Below are 24782 nucleotides of genomic sequence, written 5' to 3'. Positions count from 1 at the left end.
CGCCTCACTTCTCCACGAGCACCTGGTCCAGAGACTTGCGTACGAGATCGGGGACCTGGCAGTCCGCGGCCGGATAGCCGACCGGGATCACCGCGAACGCCTTCTCGTTCGCCGGACGCTGAAGCACCTCGGAGAGGAACCGCATCGGGCTCGGCGTGTGCACCAGCGCCGCGAGCCCCGACAGATGCAGCGCGCTCAGCAGCATCCCGACCGCGATGCCGACGGACTCGTCCACGTAGTAGTGCTTGCGCTTGACGCCGTCCTCGCCGAGCCAGTAGCGCTGCTGGAAGACGACGATCAGCGCGGGCGCATCCGTCAGATGCGTCTTCACCGCGTCCGTGCCCAGCGGCCGCAGCGCCGCGAGCCACTCCTCGCCGAGCCTGCCGTCGTACGAGATCCGCTCCTCGTGCTCCGCCGCCTCACGGATACGCCGCCGGATGCCGGGGTCCTTGACCAGGACGAAGGTCCACGGCTGCTGGTGCGCCCCGGAGGGCGCGGTCGCGGCGCAGGCGATCGCGTCCCGCACGACCTGCTCGGGCACCGGATCGGGCGCGAACTGCCGCACCGTGCGCCGCTCGTCCATCCGCCCGCGCAGCGCGGCCGCCCGCCGCAGCGACTCCTCGGCGCTCATCCGCTCCGGGCGGTACGGCACGGGCCGGTAGTCCAGGCCGTGCACGGGCGTCCAGCGAGGCGCGGCCGCGCGGGTTGTGCGGTCGGCGTGCGCATTGTCGGCGGTCACAGAGTCAGATGTCGAGGCCATGGCTGAAGTCTGCTGCGCGGGCCACGCCGGGCCAAGGGGGCCGTAGAGAATGCCGGACATGAGTGAGCCGAGCCTGAGCGAATCCCTGCGCACCGCCCATACCTTCGAACTGAGCCCCGCCGAGCTGCTGGAGATCCGCACGCTGCTCACCGACGCGTTCGACGGCGACTTCGGCGACGAGGACTTCGACCATGCGCTCGGCGGAGTGCACGCGCTGCTGTACGACGGCGAGGAGCTGGTGGCACACGGCAGTGTCATCCAGCGCCGGGCGATCTGCGACGGCCGCTCGCTGCGGGTCGGCTATGTCGAGGGCGTCGCCGTACGCGCCGACCGGCGGCGGCGCGGATACGGCGACCGCGTGATGGACGCGCTGGAGCAGGTGATCGACGGCGCCTACGCCCTCGGCGCCCTCTCCGCCTCCGACACCGGCGCCCTCCTCTACCGCGCCCGCGGCTGGCGCCTCTGGGAGGGCCCGATCACCGCCCTCGGCCCCGCGGGCCGCATCCCGCTGCCGGACGAGTCGGGCAGCACGTATGTCCGCGGGGCGGGGAACCGGGGGCTGCCGGATGTGGCGGGGGAGGTCTGCTTCGACTGGCGGGACGGGGACGTGCTGTAGGCCCCGCGGGGGTTGTTTCCCCCACCCCGCCCCTTCCCGACCTGGGGCTCCGCCCCAGACCCCGCGCCTCAAACGCCGGCGGGGCTGGGATTTGGCGCAGCCAAATTCAGCCCGTCCGGCGATTGAGGACACGGCCGGAGGCCGTACGGGGGTCTGGGGGCTTGCCCCCAGTTACGGGGAGTGGGGGTCCCCCCCACGCCCCAGGGCGTAGGGGGAGGGGTGGGGAAACAACCCCCGCAACCCGGTCCCCGTCTCAGATAGTAGGAAGTCCGAGTAATTGTGGAGACAGCCGCGCTGTCCTCGCTTAGCTTTGTAGAAGCCGAACGTCTCGCTCGATCAAGCGAATGGCGGATGCGAGCCCGTGCCCCACGCAGGTCACCCCTGCGGCACCGGTCCCCCGCCCCTCCGGCGCCTCGATATCCCTTGTGATCTCCAGGAGTCGATCACCATGCCCGAGACGACCGTCCGCCGTGTCCGCCACACCGCCGCCCGCCTCAGCGAGTCCGACCGCCGCAACGCCGCCGCTGCTCTGCAGCGCGCACTGGACCGCAGGGACAACGGCGGCGCGAGCGGCCGCTGAGCCCTCACGGCCCTGGGCCTCACGCCCCTGGTCCTCACGCTCTTGAGCGCTGGATCTCGAAGTAGTCGATGCGCTCGCCGCTCTCGGCGAGCGCGGAGACCTTCAGCTTCGGCGTCGCACCGGCCGCCGCCTCCACCGCGAGGAAGGAGAAGCCGGTGTACCGTACCCGCGACCAGTGCACCGTGTCCGGGTCGGGCAGCCGCAGCCTGGTCCAGTGGAAGGTCAGGATGGTGTCGTGGTCATGGATATGGCCCTCGTAGCTGTCCTTGACCCCGAGCCCGAAGCCGTACAGCTCCTTGCCCGCGCCGCCCGCCGTGACGTACACGATGCCGTCCCGCGTCGGGTCGGTCGTCGCGCCGATCGGCACCGGGCGGCCGACCTCCCCGTTCTTGATGGCGTCCGTCCGCTCGTAGACATGGTTATGGCCGTTGATCACCAGATCCACCTGGTGCTTGGCCAGCAGCGGCAGCCAGGCGTCGCGCACCCCGCCGTCGGAGCCGTGCGTCGACGTCGAGTACGCGCAGTGATGGAAGAAGACGACGATGAAGTCGACGCCGGGCTGTCGGCGCAGCTCGCCCAGCCGCTTGTCGAGCCAGGCGGTCTGCCGCCCGTCCGTGTAGCCCTTGTTGGCCGGTATCTCATACGAGACGTCATTGGCGTCCAGCGCCACCACGCCCACATTGCCGTAGGTGAACGAGTAGACGCCCGGCGCGGTCCGCGGATCGGGGCCGTTCCCGGGCAGTGACCAGCGGGCGGACTGGCCGCCGTAGCCGTTGGGGGAGTACCAGGCCTCCATGTCGTGGTTGCCGGTCGTCACCATCCACGGCACACGCGCCGCGACGCTCTCGGTCTGTGCGAGGAACTGGTCCCAGACGCGGGCGTCGTAGGTGTCCCACTCTCTCCCCTGCCCGCTGGAGTCGGCGTAGCAGATGTCGCCGGCGTGCAGATGGAAGGCCGGGTTCTGGCCGAGGATCAACTGGTCGTTGGCGAGGGCGTGATAGCTCACGCCCTGGTCGCCGAAGGCGGTGAAGACGAAGGGCTCGGGGGCTGCCGGGGCGGTGCGGAAGGAGCCGATCGTCCCGAGGCGCTCGGGCGACGCCGGATCGAAGCCGTCATGGCCGACGCCGTAGTAGTACGTGGAGCCGGGCTCCAGTCCGTCCAGGCCGACGTGCAGATAGAACTGGTCGACCGCGGGCAGCTTGCGGGAGAGGGACGGCGTGTGCAGGCTCCGCACCTCGGCCTCGATCTTCCGGCCCAGCTCCCAGGGCTGCGGTCCGATGCGCAGATACGGACGCCGGACGGCGAACGGCACCTGCCAGGAGACGTGCATCTGGGTCCGCGGGTCGGCCCCGAAGGCCAGATGGCGGCCGAACGGCGCGACCAGCGAGCCGTCCACTCGGGCCGCGGCCGTGAAGCCGACCAGTTCGGGAGCGGTCGCGGCGGCGGCGGTTCCTGCCCCGGCCCCGGCCGCGGTCCCCGCTCCGGCGAGCAGCAGACCGCCCCCTCCTGCCAGCGCGCCGGCCGCTCCCGCCGCCAGGGCGCCGGCGCCGCCCGTCAGCGCCCTGCGCCGGGAGAGGGCCGGGCGGGCGTGCCTGGCCCGCAGATATTCATGCTGCTCAGGCATGCTCATGTCACGTGCCAGATGCTCGGGGATTCCGAGTCGAGGAGTGTCAGCCATGGCTCAAAACTTGCCAGTAACTTCCGACGTGACGCCAGACGCCGGATGAACGGAATTCAACGGAATGCCCATGCCGGGAACGGCAGTTCGCGCTGACGTCCGAATGGCGGACGGCATGTGTCATGGGATGGGACGAGGAGTAGGGTGCCGCCATGTCTCGCAGCATCAATCTCGCAGTGATCCCCGGTGACGGCATCGGCCAGGAAGTCGTGGCCCAGGGCCTGAAGGTCCTCGACTCCGTCCTGCCGCAGGATGTGAAGCTGGAGACCAAGGAGTACGACCTCGGCGCCCAGCGCTGGCACCGCACCGGAGAGACCCTCCCCGACGCCGAACTCGACGCCCTCAAGAGCCATGACGCGATCCTGCTCGGCGCGATCGGCGACCCGTCCGTGCCGTCGGGCGTCCTGGAGCGCGGACTGCTGCTGAAACTGCGGTTCGCCTTCGACCACTACATCAATCTGCGTCCCTCGAAGCTCTTCCCGAACACCGCCACCCCGCTCGCCGGACGCCCGGACATCGACTTCGTCGTGGTCCGCGAGGGCACCGAGGGCCCGTACACCGGCAACGGCGGCTCGCTGCGCACCGGCACGCCCGCCGAGGTGGCCACCGAGGTCAGCGTGAACACGGCGTATGGAGTCGAGCGCGTCGTCCGCGACGCCTTCGAGCGGGCCCAGGCCCGGCCGCGCAAGAAGCTGACGCTGGTGCACAAGAACAACGTCCTCGTCTACGCCGGTCATATGTGGAAGAACATCTTCGACGCGGTCGGCCGCGAATACCCCGAGGTCACCACCGACTATCTGCACGTCGACGCGGCGACGATCTTCTTCGTCACCCAGCCGGAGCGCTTTGACGTCATCGTCACCGACAACCTCTTCGGCGACATCCTCACCGACCTCGCCGCCGCCGTCACCGGCGGCATCGGCCTGGCCGCCTCCGGCAACGTCAACCCGACGGGGGAGTTCCCGTCCATGTTCGAGCCCGTCCACGGCTCCGCGCCCGACATCGCGGGCCAGGGCAAGGCCGACCCCACCGCCACCGTGCTCTCCGTCGCGCTGCTGCTGCGCCACCTCGGCTACGAGGCGGAGGCGGCGCGCGTCGAGGCGGCCGTGGCGGCCGATCTCGCCGAGCGGACGCCCGACCGGCCCCGTACGACGGACGAGATCGGCGAAGCGCTCGCGGTAAGCGTAGCGAGCTGACCCGCGTCTGATACCACCACAGCCGCCGGGTCGCAACCGCACCCGGCGGCTTCTCCTGTGCGGCCTCCGGGTGTCACCATCAATCCCTGGGCCGCATTCACGCCGTCTTCACCCCGAGCGATAATCGAACCCGGGCCGTGTGTCTGCGGGAAAGCTCGGACGTCCTAGCAAGCTGCGGTGGCGTGCGTGAAGCGCGGTCCAACACAACCAAACGGTGAAGGACTGCACTCATGACCACGACCACGATCGAGCTCAAGCCATCCGCGCATCCGCTGTCCGACGCGGAGCGTGAGGCGATCCTGGCCAATCCCGGATTCGGCCGCCACTTCACCGACCACATGGTGACGATCAAGTGGACGGAGGGGCGCGGCTGGCATGACGCCGAGCTCGTTCCGTACGCGCCGCTCTCGCTCGACCCCGCGAATATGACGCTGCACTATGCGCAGGAGATCTTCGAGGGGCTGAAGGCCTACCGCCAGCCGGACGGCTCGGTCGCGGTCTTCCGCCCCGAGGCCAACGCGGAGCGCTTCCAGCGGTCGGCCGCGCGGCTGGCCATGCCGGAGCTGCCCGTCGAGACCTTCATCGCCGCGTGTGACGCGCTGGTCCAGCAGGACAAGGCATGGGTCCCGGCGCACGGCGGCGAGGCCTCGCTCTATCTGCGCCCCTTCATGATCGCGACCGAGGTCGGCCTCGGGGTGAAGCCGGCGAACGAGTACCTCTTCATCGTGATCGCGTCGCCCGCCGGCGCGTACTTCCCCGGCGGCGTCAAGCCCGTCTCCATCTGGCTCTCCGAGGACCGGGTGCGCGCCGTCCCCGGCGGCATCGGCGCCGCGAAGACCGGCGGCAACTACGCGGCCTCGCTGCTCGCCCAGGCTGAGGCGGCCGCGCACGGCTGCGACCAGGTCGCCTACCTCGACGCGCTGGAGCACAAGTGGGTCGAGGAACTCGGCGGCATGAACCTGTACTTCGTGTACGAGGACCGCATCGTCACCCCCGAGCTGACGGGCTCCCTGCTGGCGGGCATCACCCGCGACTCGCTGCTGAAGCTGGCGAAGGACCTCGGCTACCAGCCTCAGGAGGGCCGCGTCTCCATCGACGACTGGCGGCGTGACACCGAGAACGGCACGCTCAAGGAGGTCTTCGCCTGCGGCACGGCCGCGGTGATCACCCCGGTCGGGCTGGTGAAGTGTGCGTCCGGCGAGTGGACGCAGTCCGGCGGCGAGCCGGGCGAGGTCACGATGCGCCTGCGCGAGTCCCTCCTCGCCATCCAGACGGGCACGGCCCCCGACCCCCACGGCTGGATGCACCCCCTGGGCTGACGCCCTCCCCGTGCGCGCCTCGGCCCGGCCCCTCAACGGTGCCGGGCCGGTGCCGTTTCCCCACCCACCCGCCCTGTGTCGCCCCGCGCCCCGACAAGCGGCAGCTCCGCGCCGCCTGCACTACCGCCGACTCGGCGCTCTCCGGCGGTTCGCTCCCCCACCCTGCCCCTTCCCCTAACTGGAGGCTCCGCCCCCAGGCCCCCTTCGGGGGAGAGAGGCTGCGGGCCTGCCGCCCCGCCCCCCGGTACGGCCGGAAGGCCGTGTCCGCACGATCAGCTCCGCCTGGGGGAGGCGGCCGGGGGAGTTTGACGCGCGGGGGCCCGCACATCAGCCCCGCCGGGGGAGGTGGCTGGGGGAGTTTGCAGCGCGGGGGTCAGGAAATTCAGCCCCGCGGGCGTTTGGGGCGTGAGGGCCTCGCGCAATTGAGCCCGGTGGGTGCTTGCGGTGCAGGGGTGGGGATGCTCAGCCTCGGGGGCGTTTGAGGCGCAAGGACCCGCACAATTCAGCCCCGCCGGCGATTGAGGCGCGGGGGTCCGGGGGCGGAGCCCCCGTACGGGGTCTGGGGCGGAGCCCCAGTTCGGGGAGGGGCGGGGTGGGGGAGAGGCCCCCCCGCCTCAGGAAAGCGCCGCCTCCCGCTCCACACTCCGCCCCACCACCCCTTCCCGCCTCGCCCCCGAGCCCCCCAGCGTCAGCAGCGCGTACACCGCCCCGGAGAGGACGAAGCTGCAGTCCACCCCGGCCGTCAGCCCCAGCAGCGGCCCCTCGTACAGCGGTGTCGAGACCGCCGCGAGCCCCACCCCCGCACCCGCCGCCCACGCCGCCGTGGCGCGCGCGTTCCAGCCCGCGCGGAACCAGTACGCCCCGCCCCGCGCCCGCCGGTTGAACACCTGGAGCGCCTCCGCGTCGTACTCCCCGCGGCACCGGACGTGCGCGATCATCGTGATCACGGCCCACGGCGTGCCGATCGCCGTCAGCAGCAGCACGAACGACGTCATCGCCGACTGCGCGTCCCATGCGAAGTGCCCGAGGAAGACGAACGCCGTCGCCACGACGGCCACGATCACCGTCGCCCAGGTCCGGGTCGCCCGCGGCACGATCGCGTCCAGGTCGAGCCCCATCGAGTAGAGCATCAGCCCGGCGTTGCCCACGGACCCCGCGGTCGCCGCGAGCAGCAGCGGCGCCAGATACCACCCCGGAGACGCCGCCACCAGCGGCCCCGCGTAGTCCAGCGAGGCGCGCGCCGCCAGCGCGGTGTACGTGCCGAAGAGCTGCGGGATCAGCAGCCCCGCGAACAGCCCGAGCGCCGTCGCCCGCAGCACGCGTCTCGGCGCGTGCCGCCGCGGCGAGATATAGCGCGTGTAGTCGCCGAGCAGCGTGATGAACGCGATCGGCCCGCTCAGCCCCGCCGCCACCGCGGACAGCAGCCATGTCGGCCAGAAGGACCCCAGCAGATACGGCGCGTCCGCGGGGGCGGAGACGGTGAGGTCGGGGGCGTACGCCACCAGCCCGAGCGCAAGCAGCGCGGTCATGCCGACCGCCAGCACCTTGCTCAGCCGCAGCAGCAGCCGGTACCCGTACACCGCGCCGATCACCGTGCATCCGGCGAGCACCGCGTACACCACGGTGTGGGTGAGGCCGTTCGAGGGCAGCCCCGCGATCCTCGCCAGCGTGCCGATCATCACATCGCCGCCGATCCACAGGGTCAGCGCGGTGTAGCCGAGGGACAGCAGCAGTCCGACGATCGAGCCGACGAGCCGTCCCCGCACCCCGAACGCCGCGCCGCTCGACGTGGACAGATTTGTGGCCGTACGGAGTGAGATCAGCGCGAGCGGCGCGGTGAGGATCACGCCCACGACCGTGCCCACCACGATGGAGCTGACGGACGCCCACAGTCCCAGGCCGAAGGAGACCGGCAGCCAGCCGAAGACGATCACGCCAAGGCAGAGGTTCGACCCCAGGAGGATCGCTACGAGATCGCGCGGCGAGCTGGTGCGCTCCGCTTCCGGGATGGTGTCGACTCCGCGCTGTTCTATCGGCATGTGCTGCCCCTGACGCTCGACGTTCTTTGAGTGACGCTCAATGTGAGTCATCCCAACCTCAGAGTCAATGCTTGGTTTCAAAGACGCAGGTAGTTAGAGTGGTGCTCAAAATGGGAGGCATGACGAGGTGCGACTGACCCCGACGGAGCGCGACCGGCTCCTGATCTTCACCGCCGCTGAGCTGGCCAGGGCCCGCCGGGCACGCGGACTGCGGCTCAATGTCCCCGAGGCGACCGCCCTGATCGCGGATGCCGTCTGCGAGGCGGCCCGCGACGGCCGGCGGCTCGCCGAGGCGATCGAGGCGGCCCGCGGTGTGCTCGGGCCCGACGATGTGCTGCCCGGCGTGGCGGATGTGGTCACCGAGGTGCATGTGGAGGCCGTCTTCGACGACGGGTCCCGGCTCGCCGTCGTCTCCGACCCCCTCCGCGGCGCGACCGGTCTGGGGGACGCCGCGCCCGGCGCCGTACGGCCCGCGCCGCCCCACCCCGAGCCGCGGCCCGCCCTGCGGCTGACCGTGCGGAACACCGCCGCCGTGCCCATCAGCGTGACCTCGCACTTCCACTTCTTCGAGGCGAACCCCCGCCTCGACTTCGACCGCGCCGCGGCGTACGGCATGCGGCTGTGCGTGCCCGCGGGCTCCTCCGCCCGCTTCGACCCGGGCGGCGTCTCGGAGGTCGGCCTGGTGCCCATCGGCGGCGACCGTGTCGCGATCGGCTTCGCGGGCCTGGTCGACGGCCCGCTGGACGCGCCCGGCGCGAAGGAGGAGGCCCTGCGCAGAGCAGCAGCCTGCGGCTACCTCGGCGCGCCCGCCGCTGGTCTGGACGTCCCCGGTGTGGACGCTGCCGGGCGAGACGTCCCTGGTGTGGACGCCGCCGGGTCGGACGCCCTCGGCCCGGACGCCCGCGGTGTGGACGCCCGCGGTGTGGACGCCGCCGGGCTGCCCGCCGCTGGGCCGGACGCCCGCGGTGTGGACGCCGCCGGGCCGGACCCCCTCGGCCCGGACGCCCCCGGTGTGGACGCCGCCGGGCCGGACGTCCCCGGGCTGCCCGCCGCCGGTGTGGACGCCCCCGGGCCGGACGCCGCTGGTCTGGACGTCCCCGGTGTGGACGCCGCCGGGCCGGACGTCCCCGGGCTGCCCGCCGCCGGGCCGGAGGCCCCCGGCGTGGATGCCCCCGGGCCGGGCGCCCCCGGCGTGCCCGCCGCTGGCCCGGACGCCCCCGACCTGAACGCCACCAGCCCGCACACCCCCGGCGTGGACGTCCCGGGCGCGCCCGCCGCCGGGCCGGACACCCCCCGACCCGACCACCCCCAGGGAGGTCCGCGATGACCGGCATCGACCCATACGAGTACGCCGCCGTCCACGGCCCCCGCGCCGGCGACCGCGTCGTCCTCGGCGACTCCGGCCTCGTCGTCCGCGTCGAGTCCGACGCCCAGAAGCCCGGTGAGGAGTTCCTCGCCGGATTCGGCAAGACCGCCCGCGACGGACTGCACCTCAAGGCCGCCGCCGTACGCGACACCTGCGACATCGTGATCAGCAATGTGCTGGTCATCGACGCCGCCCAGGGCATCCGCAAGGTCTCCATCGGCATCCGGGACGGCCGGATCGCCGCCGTCGGCCGCGCGGGCAACCCCGACACCCTCGACGGCGTGGACGTCGTCGTCGGCACCGGCACCAGCATCGTCCCCGGCGAGGGACTGATCGCCACGGCCGGCGCGGTGGACACCCATGTCCATCTGCTGTCGCCGCGCATCATGGAGGCCTCGCTCGCCTCCGGCGTGACCACGGTCATCGGCCAGGAGTTCGGCCCGGTCTGGGGCGTCGGCGTCAACTCCCCCTGGGCGCTGCGCCACGCCTTCAGCGCCTTCGACGCCTGGCCCGTCAACATCGGATTCCTCGGCCGCGGATCGTCTTCCGACCCGGCCCCGCTCGTCGAGGCGCTCGCCGAGGGCGGCGCGTCCGGCTTTAAGGTCCACGAGGACATGGGCGCGCACACCCGCGCCCTGGACACCGCCCTCCGGGTCGCGGAGGAACACGACGTCCAGGTGGCGCTGCACAGTGACGGCCTCAACGAGTGCCTGTCGGTCGAGGACACCCTGAGGGTCCTCGACGGCCGCACCATCCACGCCTTCCACATCGAGGGCTGCGGCGGCGGACACGTACCCAACGTGCTCAAGATGGCGGGCGTGCGGAACGTCATCGGCTCGTCCACCAACCCCACCCTGCCCTTCGGCCGGGACGCGGTCGCCGAGCACTACGGGATGATCGTCTCCGTACACGACCTCAAGACCGACCTCCCCGGCGACGCCGCCATGGCCCGCGACCGCATCCGCGCCGGAACCATGGGCGCGGAGGACGTGCTCCACGACCTGGGGGCCATCGGCATCACCTCCTCCGACGCCCAGGGCATGGGCCGGGCGGGCGAGACGGTGCGCCGCACCTTCGCGATGGCCGGGAAGATGAAGGCGGAGCTCGGCCCGCTGGAAGGCGACGGCCCGCACGACGACAACGCGCGCGTGCTGCGCTATGTCGCCAAACTGACGATCAACCCGGCCATCGCCCACGGCCTCGCCCATGAAATCGGCTCCATCGAGGTCGGCAAGCTCGCCGACATCGTGCTGTGGAAGCCGCAGTACTTCGGCGCGAAGCCGCAGCTGGTGCTGAAGTCCGGCTTTCCCGCGTACGGGGTGACGGGCGATCCGAACGCCGCCACCGACACCTGCGAACCGCTGGTGCTGGGACCGCAGTTCGGGGCGCACGGCGCGACCCCCGCCGACATCTCCGTCGCGTTCGTCGCCCAGGCCGCCGTGGACTTGGGCGCGGACCGGATGCCCACGCGCCGCCGCCGGGTGGCCGTCCGCGGCACCCGCGGCATCGGCCCCGCCGATCTGCGCCTCAACTCCCGCATCGGGCACGTCGGCGTCGACGGCCGCACCGGACTGGTCACCCTCGACGGCGACCCCGTGCGCTCCGACCCCGCCGACTCCATCTCCCTCAACCGCCTCTACTTCCTCTAGGGACCAACTGATGTCTTTCCGCATGCCGCCCGAGTGGGCCCCCCACGAACGCACCTGGATGGCCTGGCCCGGCCCCAATGTCACCTTCACCGGCGACGACCTCGCCGAGTCCCGCCACGCCTGGGCCGCGGTCGCCCGCGCCGTACGCCGTTTCGAGCCGGTCACGATGGTCGTCGGCCCCGGCCAGGCGGAACACGCGCGCACCCTCCTCGGCCCGGACGTCGATCTCGTCGAGCGTGAGCTGGACGACGCCTGGATGCGCGACATCGGCCCCACCTTCGTCACCGACGGCACGCGCCTGGCCGCCGTGGACTGGGTGTTCAACGGCTGGGGCGCCCAGGACTGGGCCAGCTGGGAGCATGACTCCAAGATCGCCCGCTATGTCGCCGACCTCGCGGGCGTCACCGTCCACAGCTCCCCGCTGGTCAACGAGGGCGGCGGCATCCATGTCGACGGCGAGGGCACGGTCCTGCTGACGGAGACCGTCCAGCTCGGCCCCGAGCGGAACCCCGGCTGGACCAAGGAGCAGGTCGAGACCGAGATCCACGCCCAACTCGGCACGACCAAGGCGATCTGGCTCAAGCGCGGACTGACCGCCGACTACCCCCCGCACGGCTTCGGCACCCTCGGCCATGTCGACATCGTCGCCGCCTTCGCGGGCCCCGGCGTGATCGTCGCCCACACCCAGCCCGACCCGTCCCACCCCGACCATGAGATCTGCAAGGAGAACGTCGCCTTCCTGAAGTCCCAGACCGACGCACGCGGCCGCGCCGTCGAGGTCGTCGAGATCCCGGCCCCGACCGTCGTCGAGGAGGACGGCGAGTGGGTCGACTACTCCTACATCAACCACTACGTATGCAACGGCGGCGTCGTGCTGTGCGCCTTCGACGACCCGCGCGACGAGATCGCGGCTGGGATCTTCCGCCGCCTCTACCCGGACCGCACGGTGACGCTGGTCGACGCCCGTACGGTCTTCGCGGGCGGCGGCGGCATCCACTGCATCACCCAGCAGCAGCCGAAGGTCTGACGGCCTGCCGGGAGAGGACACGAGCACCCGCGGCGATCAGGTAGAACATACGGGTGATGACCCCCGCCTCCGGCTCTGCCTCTGGCCCTGCCTCCGGCCCCGCTCACCGCCGCCGTCGCAATGTCGCGCCGCCCCGGGAGTCCGTGCTCGCCGCCGCCATGGCCACCATCGCCGAGCGCGGACTCGACGGGCTGACCATGGCGGGCCTCGGCCGCGAGGTCGGGATGAGCAGCGGCCATCTGCTCTACTACTTCCGCACCAAGGACGAGCTGCTGCTGCAGACCCTGGAGTGGAGCGAGGGCCGCCTCGGCGCGGAGCGCAGCGCCCTCCTCTCCCGCCAGGCCCCGGCGGCCGAGCGGCTGTCCGCGTACGTGGATCTGTACGTCCCCGAGGGCCACCGCGACCCCCACTGGACGCTGTGGCTGGAGGTCTGGAACCGCTCCCAGGACGCCGACGCGGACGCCCGCACCCGCCAGGCGTCCATCGAGGGCGCCTGGCACCGCGACCTGGTGGCCCTGCTCGCCGAAGGGATCTCACGCGGAGAGTTCCGCCCCGTGGACCCCGACCGCTACGCCACCCGCCTGCGCGCCCTGCTGGACGGCTTCAGCGTCCACGTAGCAGTCGGCATACCGGGCACGGGCCGCGCCCAGGTCCTCACCCACGTCCGCGAATTCCTCGCGGACACGCTGTTCACTACGTGAGACGCGCGTCCACGTACGTCCCATCTGTGGCAAACTGCCTCCGTGCTTGCTCTCGGCATGATTATCGGCAGCAGCGCGCCGGTCCGCAGTGACCGCTGAACCGCGGCAGTACCCCTCGCGGCAAGGCGGCACCGTGCCCCAGACCCGCGCGCAGACCTCTCGCACCCGCGAGAGGTTTTTTCGTTGTTACGGCCCTACCCCGGCCAGGGCGAGACGCGCGCGATGATGGGGGCAAGTGGATCCCGGAATTCCGGAAGCCACATCCGACAGGAGTCAGACCCATGTCCACTAGTGAAGCCAAGCCCGCCGACGACAGTTTTCATGTCTTCGACACGACGCTGCGCGACGGCGCACAGCGCGAAGGCATCAATCTGACCGTCGCCGACAAGCTGACCATCGCGCGGCACCTCGACGACTTCGGCGTGGGCTTCATCGAGGGCGGCTGGCCGGGCGCCAACCCCCGGGACACGGAGTTCTTCGCCCGCGCCCAGCAGGAGATCGACTTCAAGCACGCCCAGCTCGTCGCCTTCGGCGCCACCCGCCGCCCGGGCGCCGCCGCCGCGGAGGACCCGCAGGTCAGGGCGCTCCTCGCATCCGGGGCGCCGGTCATCACCCTGGTCGCCAAATCCCATGACCGCCATGTCGAGCTGGCTCTGCGCACCACCCTCGACGAGAACCTGGAGATGGTCCGCGACACCGTCTCCCACCTGCGCGAACAGGGCCGCCGCGTGTTCGTCGACTGCGAGCACTTCTTCGACGGCTACCGCGCCAACCCCGCCTACGCCAAGTCCGTCGTGCGCACCGCGGCCGAGGCGGGCGCGGACGTGGTGATCCTCTGCGACACCAACGGCGGCATGCTCCCCGCCCAGGTCCAGGCCGTCGTCTCCACCGTCCGCGCCGACACCGGCGCACGCCTCGGCATCCACGCCCAGGACGACACCGGCTGCGCCGTCGCCAACACCCTCGCCGCCGTCGACGCGGGCGCGACCCACGTCCAGTGCACCGCCAACGGCTACGGCGAGCGCGTCGGCAACGCCAACCTCTTCCCCGTCGTCGCCGCGCTGGAGCTGAAGTACGGCAAGCGCGTCCTGCCCGAGGGCTCGCTCGCCGAGATGACCCGCATCTCGCACGCCATCGCAGAGGTCGTCAACCTCACCCCCTCCACCCACCAGCCGTACGTCGGCCTCTCCGCCTTCGCCCACAAGGCCGGCCTCCACGCCTCCGCGATCAAGGTCGACCCTGACCTCTACCAGCACATCGACCCCGAGCTGGTCGGCAACACCATGCGGATGCTCGTCTCCGACATGGCCGGCCGCGCCTCCGTCGAGCTCAAGGGCAGGGAACTCGGCGTCGACCTCGGCGACGACCGCGAACTCGTCGGCCGCGTCGTCGAGCGGGTCAAGGAACGGGAACTCAAGGGCTACACCTACGAGGCCGCCGACGCCTCCTTCGAGCTGCTGCTGAGGGAGGAGGCGGAGGGCCGGGCCCGCCGGTACTTCCGTACGGAATCGTGGCGCGCGATCGTCGAGGACCGCCCCGACGGCACCCACGCCAACGAGGCCACCGTCAAACTCTGGGCCAAGGGCGAACGCATCGTCGCCACCGCCGAGGGCAACGGCCCCGTCAACGCCCTCGACCGCGCCATGCGCGTCGGCCTGGAGAAGTTCTATCCGCAGCTCGCCAAGCTGGAGCTGGTCGACTACAAGGTCCGCATCCTCGAAGGCCGCCATGGCACCGAGTCCACCACCCGCGTACTGATCACCACGGGCGACGGCACCGGAGAGTGGTCCACGGTGGGCGTGGCGGAGAACGTGATCGCGGCGTCCTGGCAGGCGCTGGCGGACGCGTATACGTACGGCCTGCTCAGGGCGGGTGTCGAGCCGGCCGAATGACGCCGTGGAACCGGCCGGACGACGGTGCCGGGCCGCCGCTCCCCGGAGCGGCGGCACAGGTCTCCATGAGCGACGGGCACGGGTCTCCGCGAGCGACAGGCACGGGTCTCCATGTCCCTGACATCCGTCCTCGTCACTTACGCCCCTCTTCAGGTAGCGTCGATGTATGAAGACGAGGCCGTTTTCACTCCTGTCGGCCCTCGCGGCGCTGGCACTCTCCGTGCTGCTCATACTGACTTCCGGCGCCGGAGCGAGAGCCCAGGGAATCCCCGACGCGGCCGACGCCCTGAAGCAGGGCCCGGTCTATGTTGACCCACGCGCCTCCGACCAGCTCCCTCCCGCTGAGGCGGACGCCCTGGAGGACAAGATCCTCGACGCGGACAAGCCCGTCTTCGTGGCGGTCCTGCCGGAGGGCGAGGAGTTCCCCGAGGACAGCGTTCTGCGTGACCTCCGCACCCAGACCGGAATCACCGGCCTGTACGCCATCCGCCTCGGCGACGGCTTCAACGCGGGCGCGGACAGCAGCGTGATGTCCAATGACGCCGTACGGAACCTGGTGACCGCGGTCAAGACCCCGCCGGGCGCCGACGCCGCCACCCAGCTCAACAACTTCGTCGACCAGGCGCTGCTCCAGGCCCGCGGCACCGCGCCCGCCACGTGGGGCTCCACCGGCCTTGACGACGGCCCGAGCGGCACCTCGCTGATCGTCCTCGGCACGGTCGCCGCGGCGGGCGGCGCGGGCGCGTACGCCATCGTGCGCCGCAACCGCCGGCGCAAGGCGGAGGAGGAGCGGGCGGCCCTGGAGAAGCTGCGGGTCGTCGTGGACGAGGACATCACCTCGTACGGCGAAGAGCTCGACCGGCTCGACTTCCACCCCTCCGAGAAGGGCGCGGACGACACGATGCGCGCCGACTACGAGCGCGCACTCGACTCGTACGACAAGGCCAAGTCGCTCATGGGCGCGGCCGAGCACCCGCACGACGTCAAGGCGGTCACCCAGGAGCTTGCGGAAGGCCGCTACTCGCTCGCCGTCCTGGACGCCCGCCGCACCGGCGAGCCGGTCCCGGACCGCCGTCCGCCCTGCTTCTTCGACCCCCGCCACGGCCCGGCGGCTGTGGACGCCATGTGGAGCCCGTCAGGCGGCTCCCCTCGCCAGATCCCTGTCTGCGCGGCGGACGCGGCCCGCCTGGAAGACGGCCGGGAGCCGATGGCCCGCACGGTCGAGACCGAATCCGGCCGCCGCCCGTACTGGGAGGCGGGCCCGGCGTACGGCCCCTGGGCCGGCGGCTACTTCGGCGGCGGACTGCTCCCCGGCCTGCTGATGGGCACCATGCTCGGCCATATGCTCGCCACGCCCGCGTACGCCTCCGAATACGGCGGCGGGGAATTCACCGGCGGCGACTACTCCGGCGCGGACTTCGACTCCGGCGACTTCGGCGGCGGAGGCGACTGGGGCGGCGGAGACTTCGGCGGAGGCGGCTTCGGCGGCTTCGACGCGGGCGGCGGTTTCTGACGTTTCCGGCCGGGCCGGTCAGAGCTGCTTGAGGAAGTGCACGTCGCTCGCCCCGCCCGGGAACCCGCCGGTGCGGCCCGTCTCCTGGTAGCCGTGGCGCTCGTAGAAGCCGGGCGCCTGGAAGGTGAACGACGAGACGATCAGCCGGTCGCAGCCACGGCGGCGGGCCTCCTCCTCGGCCGCCCGAAGCAGCTTGCTGCCCCAGCCTTCCATGCGCGCGTCCTCGCGCACCCACAGCATCTCGACGCCGCAGCAGCCGCCCCAGGTCTAGCCGCTGATCCCGCCGATCAGCTCGCCGTCCTCGTCCACGGCCCGCACGGAAAGCCCGCGCTGGTCGTCGGCCCCCGTCGCCGCGATGTTGAACGCGTCCAGCTCATCGCTGAGCCGCGCGTCGAGCTTCTCGTCCTCGCCCCCGACCTCGATCAACGAACGACCCCACGGATCGCCGAAACCCAGGCGGCGGGGGAGACGGTGAGGACGGGTCCGTGGGGGTTCTTGGAGTCCCGGACGTGTACGGCGTCGGGGTGGGCGGCAACCTCGACGCAGTCGCCGCCCTCCTGGCCGCTGTAGCTGGACTTGCGCCACTCATAGGCGACTTCGACGCAGTCGCCACCCTCGCTGCCGCTGTAACTGGACTTGAACCAGTCGAGGGCTATGACAGGGCGGGTGCGTGCGTCGCGGTTCATCATTCTCCCAGCAGCTCGTCCAGCAGACGCATGCTCTCCATGGGCGAGAGGGCCTGCGAACGCAGCATCCCATACTTCTGATGGAGGATGCTGACCTCGTCGGGGTCATCGACGAGAAAGCTGACCCGCTGCCCCTCGATATAGGCCAGCAGATCGTGGTCCGGAGTCTCCAGCAGCACCATGGGCCCATCGAGCCCTGCGTGGTGCTCCTGGCCCGTCGGCATGATCTGCAGCCCCAGGAAGGGCAGTTCGGCGGACGCGCGCAGATGTTGGAGCTGCCGGTGCAGCACCTTCGGACCACCGGTGGGCCGGTGCAGGATGGACTCCTCCAGGATGAAGTTGACCGTGGGCCGGGGTTTGCGCTCGAAGATCCTCTGCCGGTCCATCCTGGCCGAGACCCGCTCCTCCAACGCCTCCTCCTCCAACGGCGGATAGACGGCGGCGAACACCGCCCGGGCGTACTCCTCCGTCTGAAGCAGCCCCGGCACCACCAAGTTCTGGTACGAGAGCAGCGTCAGCGCCTCCCGCTCATGGTCCACCAGGTCCTGCACGAACGCAGGGAACTTCTCCCGCGTCGGCACCTTCTCCACCGCCGTCTGCAACGCCTGCTTCGTATCCAGCAGATGGTCCAGCTTGATCGCCAGGTCCATCTTCAGCGGCCTGCGCCCCTGCTCGATCGACGCGACCGTCTCCTCGCTCACCCCCAGCAGATTCGCCAACCCGCCCTGCGTCATCTTCGCCGCAGCCCGGAACACCGCGAGCTGCGCCCCGATCAGATGCCAAGAGGTGATCCTCTTGGGCCTGTTGCTGTTTCGCTTTCCGTGCATGGCAACCCCCCTTCCCCGTACACAGGGTGCTCGACCGGACACCACCCGTACAAATTTGGCGTACGGGCGGTGTCCGGCCGGGGGGCGGACCTGGCTATCGCGGCGGCCCACGACGGCCCGGTCGCGACCTTCGACACCCCACGGATCAGCGGCGTCAGAGAGTGATCACGACCTTGCCGCTGTCCCAGTAGGTTCCGCGGTTGGTGCGGACCGCGACTCTGCCGTCCTTGGTGTGGACGAACATGTCAGCCTTGCCGTCGCCGGTGGCGTCGCCGAACTTGAGGGTCCCCAACTCGGTTCCGTCGATGAAGTGGTCCCAGCCGCCGGACCAGTGTGTGCCCTGGTCCCAGTGGGTTCCGCGGTTGGTGCGGACGGCGATGTTGCCGTCTTTGGTGTGGACGAGCATGTCGGCCTTGCGGTCGCCGTTGACGTCGGCGAAGTACAGTCGGCCCAGGTCCTTCCAGGTCAGGAAGTGGTCCCAGCCGCCGGACCAGTGTGTGCCCTGGTCCCAGTGGGTTCCGCGGTTGGTGCGGACGGCGATGTTGCCGTCTTTGGTGTGGACGAGCATGTCGGCCTTGCCGTCGCCGTTGACGTCGGCGAAGTACAGCCGGCCCAGGTCACTGCCGTCGATGAAGCGGTCCCAGCCGCCGGACCAGTGCTTGCCTTGGTCGAAGTAGGTGCCGTGGTTGGTGCGGACGGCGATGTTGCCGTCTTTGGTGTGGACGAGCATGTCGGCCTTGCGGTCGCCGTTGACGTCGGCGAAGTACAGCCGGCCCAGGTCCTTCCAGGTCACGAAGAGGTCCCAGCCGCCGGACATGACCCGGCCCGGGGCGAAGGTGTCACCCTGGTTGCGGTAGACCACGACGTCGCCGTTCGAGCGGAGGACGACCAGGTCGGCCTTGCCGTCGCCGTCAATGTCAGCTGAGTAGCTCCGGTCGCGGTTACGGACGTCCTTCACCCAGCCCGCCAGGCCGTCGACCCTGGCGTCCACCGCACCGGTCCGGGTCTCCGTCTCGCCGAAGCACCCACCCTGCCAGGAACGGCTGTGGACGGCGGTCAGTTCGACCTCGCCACCCTTGCGGCGCAGGGCCGGGCCACCGGCGTCACCCTTGCAGACGGAGACCCCGTCCTGCCCGGTCAGCGCCACGGTGGTGTCGGTCGTGGAGTCAACCCGGAACTCACCGGTGTGCAGCTGGTTCGGGACCCACTCAGTCCGGGTCCGCCCGAATCCGGCACCGAGCAGGGTCTCACCCGCCTCGGGGGCGTCGGCGGCCAGTTCCACCGGCTTGACCGCGGTGATGGGCTCGGCGAGCCGGACCATGGCCACGTCCCGGTCGTCGCGCGGGACCACCTCGACGATGTCGACGGTCTGCTTGCCCAGGGTCGCCCTGGACTTCAGCGCGGGCTTGCCCGACTTGACCTCGGCACCCGGGGCGGTAGCGAAACAACTCGTGGCGGTCAGCAGCCACTGCTGGTGCACCAGCGCGGCGGAGCAGCCGCGCATCGCATCGCCCTCGCCGATGCGAAGTTGGGCGGTGAAGGCATGGTCACCTGCGGCCGCGGGCTTGTCGGAGACCGCCTGCGCGGCCGGCGCCGCGGTGATCAGCCCGGCGGCGAGGGCCGCGACAATCCCGGCGGTCAGGGTGCCGCGAGCCCGTCGGGTGCGGATTCCTATGTGGGACAACGTACTTCCTTCTTCGGTTGATCGTACGGGTGGGTGGCAGGGCGATGTGAGCACCGGACCTGGACAGCGCCCCGGGCATAGTGACGAATCGTCACGAGTGGTCGATTTCCCGTGGCAACGTGGCGGACTGCGCCCATCCTGGATTCTCTCTGACTCTGTCCGAACCGCGGCAATTGGGTGTGGGAGCTGGTCAGCCGACAAACGATGAGCGGCTGTTGGCGGGCGGGTGCGGGCCGGAGCAGCTTCGAGCAGCCGCTCGCGCGCATGCCGTACCCAGGTGTCTGAGCCACGCAATTGGCCGACAGCAGCCGCACGTTGCCCGCGTCCGGTGTGAGACTCTCCCAGGCATGCGCAGTGACGAACTGCTCACCGTGGGTTTGGAAGAGGAATACCTCATCGTCGATCCGGTGTCGCGCGCCGTGCGGCCCTGTGCCGAGAGTGTGATCGCGTCCGCCGCCAAGGAGCTGGGGGAGGACCGGGTCGGGGACGAGCTCACCCGCTTCCATATCGAGGCGAGGACCACGCCGTGCGCCACGATGCGGCAACTCGGCGACCAGATCCGGGAGATGCGCACGGTTGCCGTCAGCGCGGCGGCGGCGCACGGGCTGGCGGTGGTGTCGTCCGGGTCGCCGGTTCTCGGCGATATCGTGCCGCCGCCGCTCACACCGGGGGTCCGGTACGCGCGCAATCTGGAGGTCTTCCGGGCCCTGAACGACGACCAGGGCACAGCTGGCTGCCATGTGCACATCGGTCTGGCGGACCGGCGACTCGCGATCGAGGTGAGCAACCGGCTGCGTCCCTGGCTGCCGGTGCTCGTATCGCTCGCCGCCAACTCCCCATACTGGGCCGGGCGGTACACGGGATACGCCAGCTGGCGCACCCTGATCTGGGCCCGCTGGCCCATTTCGGGGCCGCCGCCCCACTTCGAATCCGTGGCGCACTTCGAGGAGCTGGTGGGCAGGCTGCTCGCCGGCGGGGCCGTGATGGACCCGCAGGGCCTCTACTGGGACGTACGCCCCTCGGTCCATGTGCCCACCCTCGAAGTGCGGACCGCCGACGCCCTGATGAGCGCGCGGGACACGGTGCTGTACGCGTCGCTGGTGCGGGCGCTGGTGGCGACCGCCCTGCGTGAGACGGAGCAGGGGGAGCCCGTGCCGAACCCCGCCCCGGAGACGATGCGCGCGGCGTACTGGCGGGCCGCGCGTGACGGGCTGCGCGGCCAGGGGCTGGACGTGCGCACGCACCGCCTGGTGCCGGCCGCTGTCCTCGCCGACCGGCTGTACGCGTACGTGCGCCCCGCGCTGGAGCGCAGCGGCGACGCGGAGCAGACCGACGCGTCGTGGGAGTGGCTGCGCGGCGCCGGCGCGGGCGCGGAACGCCAGCTGGCCGCCCACCGCCGCAGGTCCAGCCTTCCGGACGTGGTCGACTGCCTCATCGGCGCGGTCACCGATCCCGTCGACGGCCGGGCGTAGATCCGCCGAGCCCTCGGCCGAGCCTGTACGGGTGTGGTGCGGACGAAGGCTCGCTGAGGCCCGGCGCCGTCAAGGCGCTTGCGGGCGGACACAAGACCCTGATTCTGCTGGCGGCCAATATGGCGCGGACGCCGGGCGAGCGGCTTCGTGTCCCCGCCCTCTGTCTGATGCAGGCCGAGGCCGATGAGGAAAACCTTGCTCGCAGGGTGCTCGCCTTCTCCTCTGTCGTAGTCGACGACCTCGACACGGCGTCCTCTGTCAGCGTCGGCAACATGATCCGCGACGGCTATGGCGGCCCCGATGCGTGCCATGCGCTGTACTGTGCGCTTCCTCGCCCGGAGTTCACCGGTATGTCCATCCTGCTCACGGACAACGAGGATGCGTACCCGCCCGGTGTGGTCACCGTCGACATCGACTCACCAGGGATGCTGGGCTCCTGCTGACGGCGCGTCAGGCCGGGGACTTGATCGCGGAGATGTCGAACGTCAGCTTCACCTTGTCGCTGACCATCACACCGCCCGTCTCCAGCGCCGCGTTCCACGTCAGGCCCCAGTCCGAGCGGAGGATCTCCGCGCTGCCCTCGAAGCCGACCCGCTCATTGCCGTACGGGTCCTTGGCGGAGCCGTTGAAGGCGAGGTCGATGGCGAGGGGGCGGGTGACGCCCCTGATGGTGAGGTCGCCGGTGATCCGGTAGGCGTCGCCTCCGAGCTGTTCCGCGCCGGTCGAGCGGAAGGTCATCAGCGGGTGGTTCTCCGCGTCGAAGAAGTCCGGGCTGCGCAGATGGCCGTCGCGGTCGGCGATGCCCGTGTCAATGCTGGCGATCTTGACGTCGATGGCGGCGGTGGAGCGGGACGGGTCGGAGCCGTCCAGGTGCAGTGTGCCTTCGTACTCGCCGAAGGAGCCGCGGACGTTCGTCACCATGGCGTGACGGACGGTGAAGCCGATGCTGCTGTGGGCGGCGTCGATGGTGTAGTCGCCGGTCAGCGCGGCCAGCGCGGGGTCGACGGCCGCGGGGGTCGCGGCGGTCGCGGTCGCGGCAGCGGCTTCCGGCTTGCGGTTGAACAGGCCCATGGTGTGCTCCCGGGGTGGAGGTGATCAGATTCTTGTTGAATGTTGAACGAGATTCACTGTAGGGCTATTCCGTTTAAGTTTCAACAGTTGTCTCCACTCTTCAGGAAAGGGCCCGCCGCTACGGGGTCGCTCGACGCCGGCTCTTGCCCCGTCTGTCCGGCGGGTACGGTGGGGCGCGCGACACGCCGTTGCGCAAGGCGACTGCGCCCGATAAGCCGATTGTTGGACCCCTACAACGTGGACCGCCTCCGCGCTGGCAGTAGGGGTCAACCTTCGCACTCGTATGTTCAAGGCTCACAGCAGATGGGGCCGGAGACTGTACGGAACCGACGGCAGGGTTTTCTTGGTCGGATCCGTAGGGTCGATGCATGACCGTTATGGACGAGACCGCCAGCGAGGCGACTGCCAGCGAGGCGAGTGACGCGCGCGGGCGCGTGGCCGAACTGCACGCTCTGCGCGAATCCGCCCGGCGCGGACCGAGCGACCGCGCGACCGAGGCGCAGCGAGCCAAGGGCAAGCTGACCGCGCGGGAGCGGATCGAGCTGCTGCTGGACGAGGGCTCGTTTCATGAGGTCGAGCAGCTGCGCCGGCACCGGGCGACCGGTTTCGGCCTGGAGGCGAAGAAGCCGTACACGGACGGTGTGATCACCGGCTGGGGCACGGTCGAGGGCCGCACGGTCTTCGTCTACGCCCATGACTTCCGGATCTTCGGAGGGGCGCTGGGCGAGGCCCACGCCACAAAGATCCACAAGATCATGGACATGGCGATCTCGGCGGGCGCCCCGCTGGTGTCGCTGAACGACGGCGCGGGCGCGCGCATCCAGGAGGGCGTCTCGGCGCTCGCCGGGTACGGCGGGATCTTCCAGCGCAACACGCGCGCATCGGGCGTCATCCCGCAGATCAGCGTGATGCTCGGCCCGTGCGCGGGCGGCGCGGCTTACAGCCCGGCGCTGACGGACTTCGTGTTCATGGTCCGGGACACCTCGCAGATGTTCATCACCGGCCCCGACGTGGTCAAGGCGGTCACCGGCGAGGAGATCACCCAGAACGGGCTGGGCGGCGCGGATGTGCACGCCGAGACGTCCGGCGTGGCGCACTTCGCCTACGACGACGAGGAGACCTGCCTCGCCGAGGTCCGCTATCTGCTGTCGATGCTCCCGCAGAACAACCGCGAGAACCCGCCTGCGGTCGCCTCCGACGATCCGGCGGAGCGCAGCTGCGACACCCTGCTGGACCTCGTCCCGGTCGACGGCAACCGGCCGTACGACATGCACAAGGTGATCGAGGAGCTCGTCGACGACGGCGACTTCCTGGAGGTCCACGAGCGCTGGGCCCGCAACATCATCTGCGCGCTGGCGCGGCTCGACGGCCAGGTCGTCGGGATCGTGGCCAACCAGCCGCAGTCGCTGGCCGGTGTGCTGGACATCGAGGCGTCCGAGAAGGCCGCGCGCTTCGTGCAGATGTGCGATGCGTTCAATATCCCGATCGTCACTCTGCTGGACGTGCCCGGCTTTCTGCCCGGCGTCGACCAGGAGCACGGTGGGATCATCCGCCACGGCGCGAAGCTCCTGTACGCGTACTGCAACGCGACCGTGCCGCGGATCTCCCTGATCCTGCGGAAGGCGTACGGAGGTGCGTACATCGTCATGGACTCCCAGTCCATCGGCGCCGACCTCACCTACGCCTGGCCGACGAACGAGATCGCGGTCATGGGCGCGGAAGGCGCGGCGAACGTCATCTTCCGCCGGCAGATCGCGGAGGCCGAGGACCCCGAGGCGATGCGCGCGCGCATGGTCAAGGAGTACAAGGCCGAGCTGATGCACCCGTACTACGCCGCCGAGCGGGGACTGGTCGACGACGTGATCGACCCCGCGGAGACCCGGTCAGTGCTGATCGCGTCTCTGGCGATGCTCCGCACCAAGCACGCAGACCTGCCGTCGCGCAAGCACGGCAACCCGCCCCAGTAAGAGGAGCCCCTCGTGACGACTGACGCATCCCTGCTCCGTGTCGAGAAGGGCCACGCCGAGCCGGAGGAGCTCGCGGCCATCACCGCGATCCTGCTGGCCCGCGCCTCCGCTCAGCCAGCCGCCGAGCCGCACCGTCCCAGCACGGTGGGCTGGCGCCGCCTGGAGCGGCAGCGCGGTTTCCGCTCGGCGCACAGCTGGCAGGCCTGACGCGACCGGCCGTCTTTCAAGGGCCCTCACCCGGATGGGTGAGGGCCCTTTGCCCTGTGCGGCCGCCTCACCGTGCCGGGTTCTCCCCTGCCCCGCCCCTTCCCGAAACTGGGGGCTTCGCCCCCAGACCCCCCACGCTCCCCCCTGCGCCGTGGCGGGCCGCGCCCCAGTCCCCTCGTAAGTCCCTAACGCCCGCCCCGCGCACCGTGCTGGTCTGCATGGCCGGGGGCCCTCGGCAAGTGCCGCCTTGCGCTGGGCGGGCGCAGGGCCCGTGAGCCTGTGGCCCGCGCGGCGCTGGTTGGCGTGGCCTTGGGCGCGGGGTCCGGAGCCCGCGCCCCGCACGAGGCATGGGGTGGCCGCGGCGCACGGGCCCGCGCGGAGCGCTGGGCCGGGTGCGTCGGGGGTGTGGGGGGGGCGTGGGGGCGAAGCCCGCGCGTCTTGGGCGGGTGGGTGGGGAAAACACAGCGCCCCCGCACTCCGCGAGGAGTGCGAGGGCGTCTCAGCGTCCTTCGCCGCCGCGCAGCGGTTACCG

Annotated in this window: 21 protein-coding genes and 2 pseudogenes; 14 read left to right on the top strand and 9 right to left on the bottom strand. The window is 71.0% G+C overall.

Going from position 1 to position 24782, the window contains the following annotated elements; genetic code table 11:
• Positions 1–4: 4 nt before the first annotated feature.
• The gene (locus OF819_RS18475) at positions 5–631 is read right to left on the bottom strand and encodes a nitroreductase family protein (protein WP_267244737.1); all 627 of its coding nucleotides are present in this window, start codon (positions 629–631) and stop codon (positions 5–7) included.
• Between the two features lie 187 nt (positions 632–818).
• On the opposite strand from OF819_RS18475, the gene OF819_RS18470 reads away from it, so the two are divergent.
• The gene (locus OF819_RS18470) at positions 819–1376 is read left to right on the top strand and encodes a GNAT family N-acetyltransferase (protein ID WP_267244675.1); all 558 of its coding nucleotides are present in this window, start codon (positions 819–821) and stop codon (positions 1374–1376) included.
• A 448-nt stretch (positions 1377–1824) separates the two neighbouring features.
• A complete protein-coding gene (locus OF819_RS18465) occupies positions 1825–1956 on the top strand; it encodes a hypothetical protein (protein ID WP_267244674.1) in 132 nt (43 codons plus the stop codon).
• 34 nt (positions 1957–1990) lie between these two features.
• On the opposite strand, the gene OF819_RS18460 is transcribed toward OF819_RS18465, so the two are convergent.
• Complete coding sequence (locus tag OF819_RS18460) at positions 1991–3634, bottom strand: purple acid phosphatase family protein (protein ID WP_267244673.1); 1644 nt, start codon at positions 3632–3634, stop codon at positions 1991–1993.
• A 152-nt stretch (positions 3635–3786) separates the two neighbouring features.
• Here OF819_RS18460 and OF819_RS18455 point away from each other — a divergent pair, with 152 nt between their 5' ends.
• A complete protein-coding gene (locus tag OF819_RS18455; protein WP_267244672.1) occupies positions 3787–4830 on the top strand; it encodes a 3-isopropylmalate dehydrogenase in 1044 nt (347 codons plus the stop codon).
• A 230-nt stretch (positions 4831–5060) separates the two neighbouring features.
• The gene (locus OF819_RS18450; RefSeq protein ID WP_267244671.1) at positions 5061–6149 is read left to right on the top strand and encodes a branched-chain amino acid aminotransferase; all 1089 of its coding nucleotides are present in this window, start codon (positions 5061–5063) and stop codon (positions 6147–6149) included.
• Between the two features lie 614 nt (positions 6150–6763).
• On the opposite strand, the gene OF819_RS18445 is transcribed toward OF819_RS18450, so the two are convergent.
• Entirely contained in the window at positions 6764–8188 is a 1425-nt protein-coding gene (locus OF819_RS18445; RefSeq protein WP_267244670.1) for a cytosine permease, read from the bottom strand.
• A 127-nt stretch (positions 8189–8315) separates the two neighbouring features.
• On the opposite strand from OF819_RS18445, the pseudogene ureA reads away from it, so the two are divergent.
• From ureA to OF819_RS18415, 6 genes and pseudogenes are all read left to right on the top strand, one after another.
• A pseudogene (ureA, locus tag OF819_RS18440) lies at positions 8316–8993 on the top strand (urease subunit gamma); the annotation flags it as partial.
• Positions 8994–9511: 518 nt separating this feature from the next.
• The gene (locus OF819_RS18435; RefSeq protein WP_267244669.1) at positions 9512–11203 is read left to right on the top strand and encodes an urease subunit alpha; all 1692 of its coding nucleotides are present in this window, start codon (positions 9512–9514) and stop codon (positions 11201–11203) included.
• Positions 11204–11213: 10 nt separating this feature from the next.
• Entirely contained in the window at positions 11214–12230 is a 1017-nt protein-coding gene (locus OF819_RS18430) for an agmatine deiminase family protein (protein ID WP_267244668.1), read from the top strand.
• A 158-nt stretch (positions 12231–12388) separates the two neighbouring features.
• A complete protein-coding gene (locus tag OF819_RS18425; RefSeq protein WP_267244736.1) occupies positions 12389–12931 on the top strand; it encodes a TetR/AcrR family transcriptional regulator in 543 nt (180 codons plus the stop codon).
• 281 nt (positions 12932–13212) lie between these two features.
• On the top strand, positions 13213–14823 hold the full coding sequence (gene cimA / locus OF819_RS18420; RefSeq protein ID WP_267244667.1) for a citramalate synthase: 1611 nt from the start codon (positions 13213–13215) through the stop codon (positions 14821–14823).
• Positions 14824–14989: 166 nt separating this feature from the next.
• Entirely contained in the window at positions 14990–16336 is a 1347-nt protein-coding gene (locus OF819_RS18415; RefSeq protein WP_267244666.1) for a hypothetical protein, read from the top strand.
• Positions 16337–16354: 18 nt separating this feature from the next.
• Here the strand turns inward: OF819_RS18415 and OF819_RS29135 are convergent.
• The 5 genes and pseudogenes from OF819_RS29135 to OF819_RS18395 all read right to left on the bottom strand — a co-directional run.
• Positions 16355–16582 (bottom strand): annotated as a pseudogene (locus OF819_RS29135) (GNAT family N-acetyltransferase); the annotation flags it as partial.
• A 21-nt stretch (positions 16583–16603) separates the two neighbouring features.
• Positions 16604–16762, bottom strand: coding sequence for a hypothetical protein (locus OF819_RS29130; RefSeq protein ID WP_323748936.1), 159 nt, complete (start codon positions 16760–16762; stop codon positions 16604–16606).
• Positions 16759–17022, bottom strand: a complete 264-nt coding sequence (locus OF819_RS18405; RefSeq protein ID WP_267244665.1) for a DUF397 domain-containing protein — start codon at positions 17020–17022, stop codon at positions 16759–16761. Before OF819_RS18405 ends, OF819_RS29130 begins: the two co-directional genes overlap by 4 nt.
• On the bottom strand, positions 17022–17849 hold the full coding sequence (locus OF819_RS18400; protein WP_267244664.1) for a helix-turn-helix domain-containing protein: 828 nt from the start codon (positions 17847–17849) through the stop codon (positions 17022–17024). Before OF819_RS18400 ends, OF819_RS18405 begins: the two co-directional genes overlap by 1 nt.
• Before the next feature lie 154 nt (positions 17850–18003).
• Entirely contained in the window at positions 18004–19533 is a 1530-nt protein-coding gene (locus tag OF819_RS18395) for an FG-GAP-like repeat-containing protein (RefSeq protein ID WP_267244663.1), read from the bottom strand.
• A 347-nt stretch (positions 19534–19880) separates the two neighbouring features.
• Here OF819_RS18395 and OF819_RS18390 point away from each other — a divergent pair, with 347 nt between their 5' ends.
• Positions 19881–21005, top strand: coding sequence for a carboxylate-amine ligase (locus OF819_RS18390; RefSeq protein WP_267244662.1), 1125 nt, complete (start codon positions 19881–19883; stop codon positions 21003–21005).
• Between the two features lie 167 nt (positions 21006–21172).
• Positions 21173–21448 carry a hypothetical protein gene (locus tag OF819_RS18385; protein ID WP_323748935.1) on the top strand — a complete coding sequence of 92 codons (276 nt, stop codon included), beginning with the start codon at positions 21173–21175 and terminating at the stop codon, positions 21446–21448.
• 7 nt (positions 21449–21455) lie between these two features.
• Here OF819_RS18385 and OF819_RS18380 read toward each other — a convergent pair whose 3' ends face one another.
• A complete protein-coding gene (locus OF819_RS18380) occupies positions 21456–22076 on the bottom strand; it encodes a YceI family protein (protein ID WP_267244661.1) in 621 nt (206 codons plus the stop codon).
• A 368-nt stretch (positions 22077–22444) separates the two neighbouring features.
• On the opposite strand from OF819_RS18380, the gene OF819_RS18375 reads away from it, so the two are divergent.
• Together OF819_RS18375 and OF819_RS18370 are read left to right on the top strand one after the other, a co-directional pair.
• Positions 22445–24043 carry an acyl-CoA carboxylase subunit beta gene (locus OF819_RS18375; protein ID WP_267244660.1) on the top strand — a complete coding sequence of 533 codons (1599 nt, stop codon included), beginning with the start codon at positions 22445–22447 and terminating at the stop codon, positions 24041–24043.
• A 12-nt stretch (positions 24044–24055) separates the two neighbouring features.
• A complete protein-coding gene (locus tag OF819_RS18370; protein ID WP_267244659.1) occupies positions 24056–24250 on the top strand; it encodes an acyl-CoA carboxylase subunit epsilon in 195 nt (64 codons plus the stop codon).
• Positions 24251–24782 lie beyond the last annotated feature (532 nt).

The sequence above is a fragment of the Streptomyces sp. PR69 genome (assembly GCF_026420845.1).
Classification (GTDB): Bacteria; Actinomycetota; Actinomycetes; order Streptomycetales; family Streptomycetaceae; genus Streptomyces.
This window is presented reverse-complemented; position numbering and strand designations above follow the sequence as displayed.

Excerpts from the sequence above, each read along its gene's own strand:
- OF819_RS18475 (WP_267244737.1), bottom strand. The coding sequence starts at position 631 with ATGAGCGCCGAGGAGTCGCTGCGGCGGGCGGCCGCGCTGCGCGGGCGG.
- OF819_RS18470 (WP_267244675.1), top strand. The coding sequence starts at position 819 with ATGAGTGAGCCGAGCCTGAGCGAATCCCTGCGCACCGCCCATACCTTC.
- OF819_RS18465 (WP_267244674.1), top strand. The coding sequence starts at position 1,825 with ATGCCCGAGACGACCGTCCGCCGTGTCCGCCACACCGCCGCCCGCCTC.
- OF819_RS18460 (WP_267244673.1), bottom strand. The coding sequence starts at position 3,634 with ATGGCTGACACTCCTCGACTCGGAATCCCCGAGCATCTGGCACGTGAC.
- OF819_RS18455 (WP_267244672.1), top strand. The coding sequence starts at position 3,787 with ATGTCTCGCAGCATCAATCTCGCAGTGATCCCCGGTGACGGCATCGGC.
- OF819_RS18450 (WP_267244671.1), top strand. The coding sequence starts at position 5,061 with ATGACCACGACCACGATCGAGCTCAAGCCATCCGCGCATCCGCTGTCC.
- OF819_RS18445 (WP_267244670.1), bottom strand. The coding sequence starts at position 8,188 with ATGCCGATAGAACAGCGCGGAGTCGACACCATCCCGGAAGCGGAGCGC.
- OF819_RS18435 (WP_267244669.1), top strand. The coding sequence starts at position 9,512 with ATGACCGGCATCGACCCATACGAGTACGCCGCCGTCCACGGCCCCCGC.
- OF819_RS18430 (WP_267244668.1), top strand. The coding sequence starts at position 11,214 with ATGTCTTTCCGCATGCCGCCCGAGTGGGCCCCCCACGAACGCACCTGG.
- OF819_RS18425 (WP_267244736.1), top strand. The coding sequence starts at position 12,389 with ATGGCCACCATCGCCGAGCGCGGACTCGACGGGCTGACCATGGCGGGC.
- cimA (WP_267244667.1), top strand. The coding sequence starts at position 13,213 with ATGTCCACTAGTGAAGCCAAGCCCGCCGACGACAGTTTTCATGTCTTC.
- OF819_RS18415 (WP_267244666.1), top strand. The coding sequence starts at position 14,990 with ATGAAGACGAGGCCGTTTTCACTCCTGTCGGCCCTCGCGGCGCTGGCA.
- OF819_RS18405 (WP_267244665.1), bottom strand. The coding sequence starts at position 17,022 with ATGAACCGCGACGCACGCACCCGCCCTGTCATAGCCCTCGACTGGTTC.
- OF819_RS18400 (WP_267244664.1), bottom strand. The coding sequence starts at position 17,849 with ATGCACGGAAAGCGAAACAGCAACAGGCCCAAGAGGATCACCTCTTGG.
- OF819_RS18390 (WP_267244662.1), top strand. The coding sequence starts at position 19,881 with ATGCGCAGTGACGAACTGCTCACCGTGGGTTTGGAAGAGGAATACCTC.
- OF819_RS18385 (WP_323748935.1), top strand. The coding sequence starts at position 21,173 with ATGCAGGCCGAGGCCGATGAGGAAAACCTTGCTCGCAGGGTGCTCGCC.
- OF819_RS18380 (WP_267244661.1), bottom strand. The coding sequence starts at position 22,076 with ATGGGCCTGTTCAACCGCAAGCCGGAAGCCGCTGCCGCGACCGCGACC.
- OF819_RS18375 (WP_267244660.1), top strand. The coding sequence starts at position 22,445 with ATGACCGTTATGGACGAGACCGCCAGCGAGGCGACTGCCAGCGAGGCG.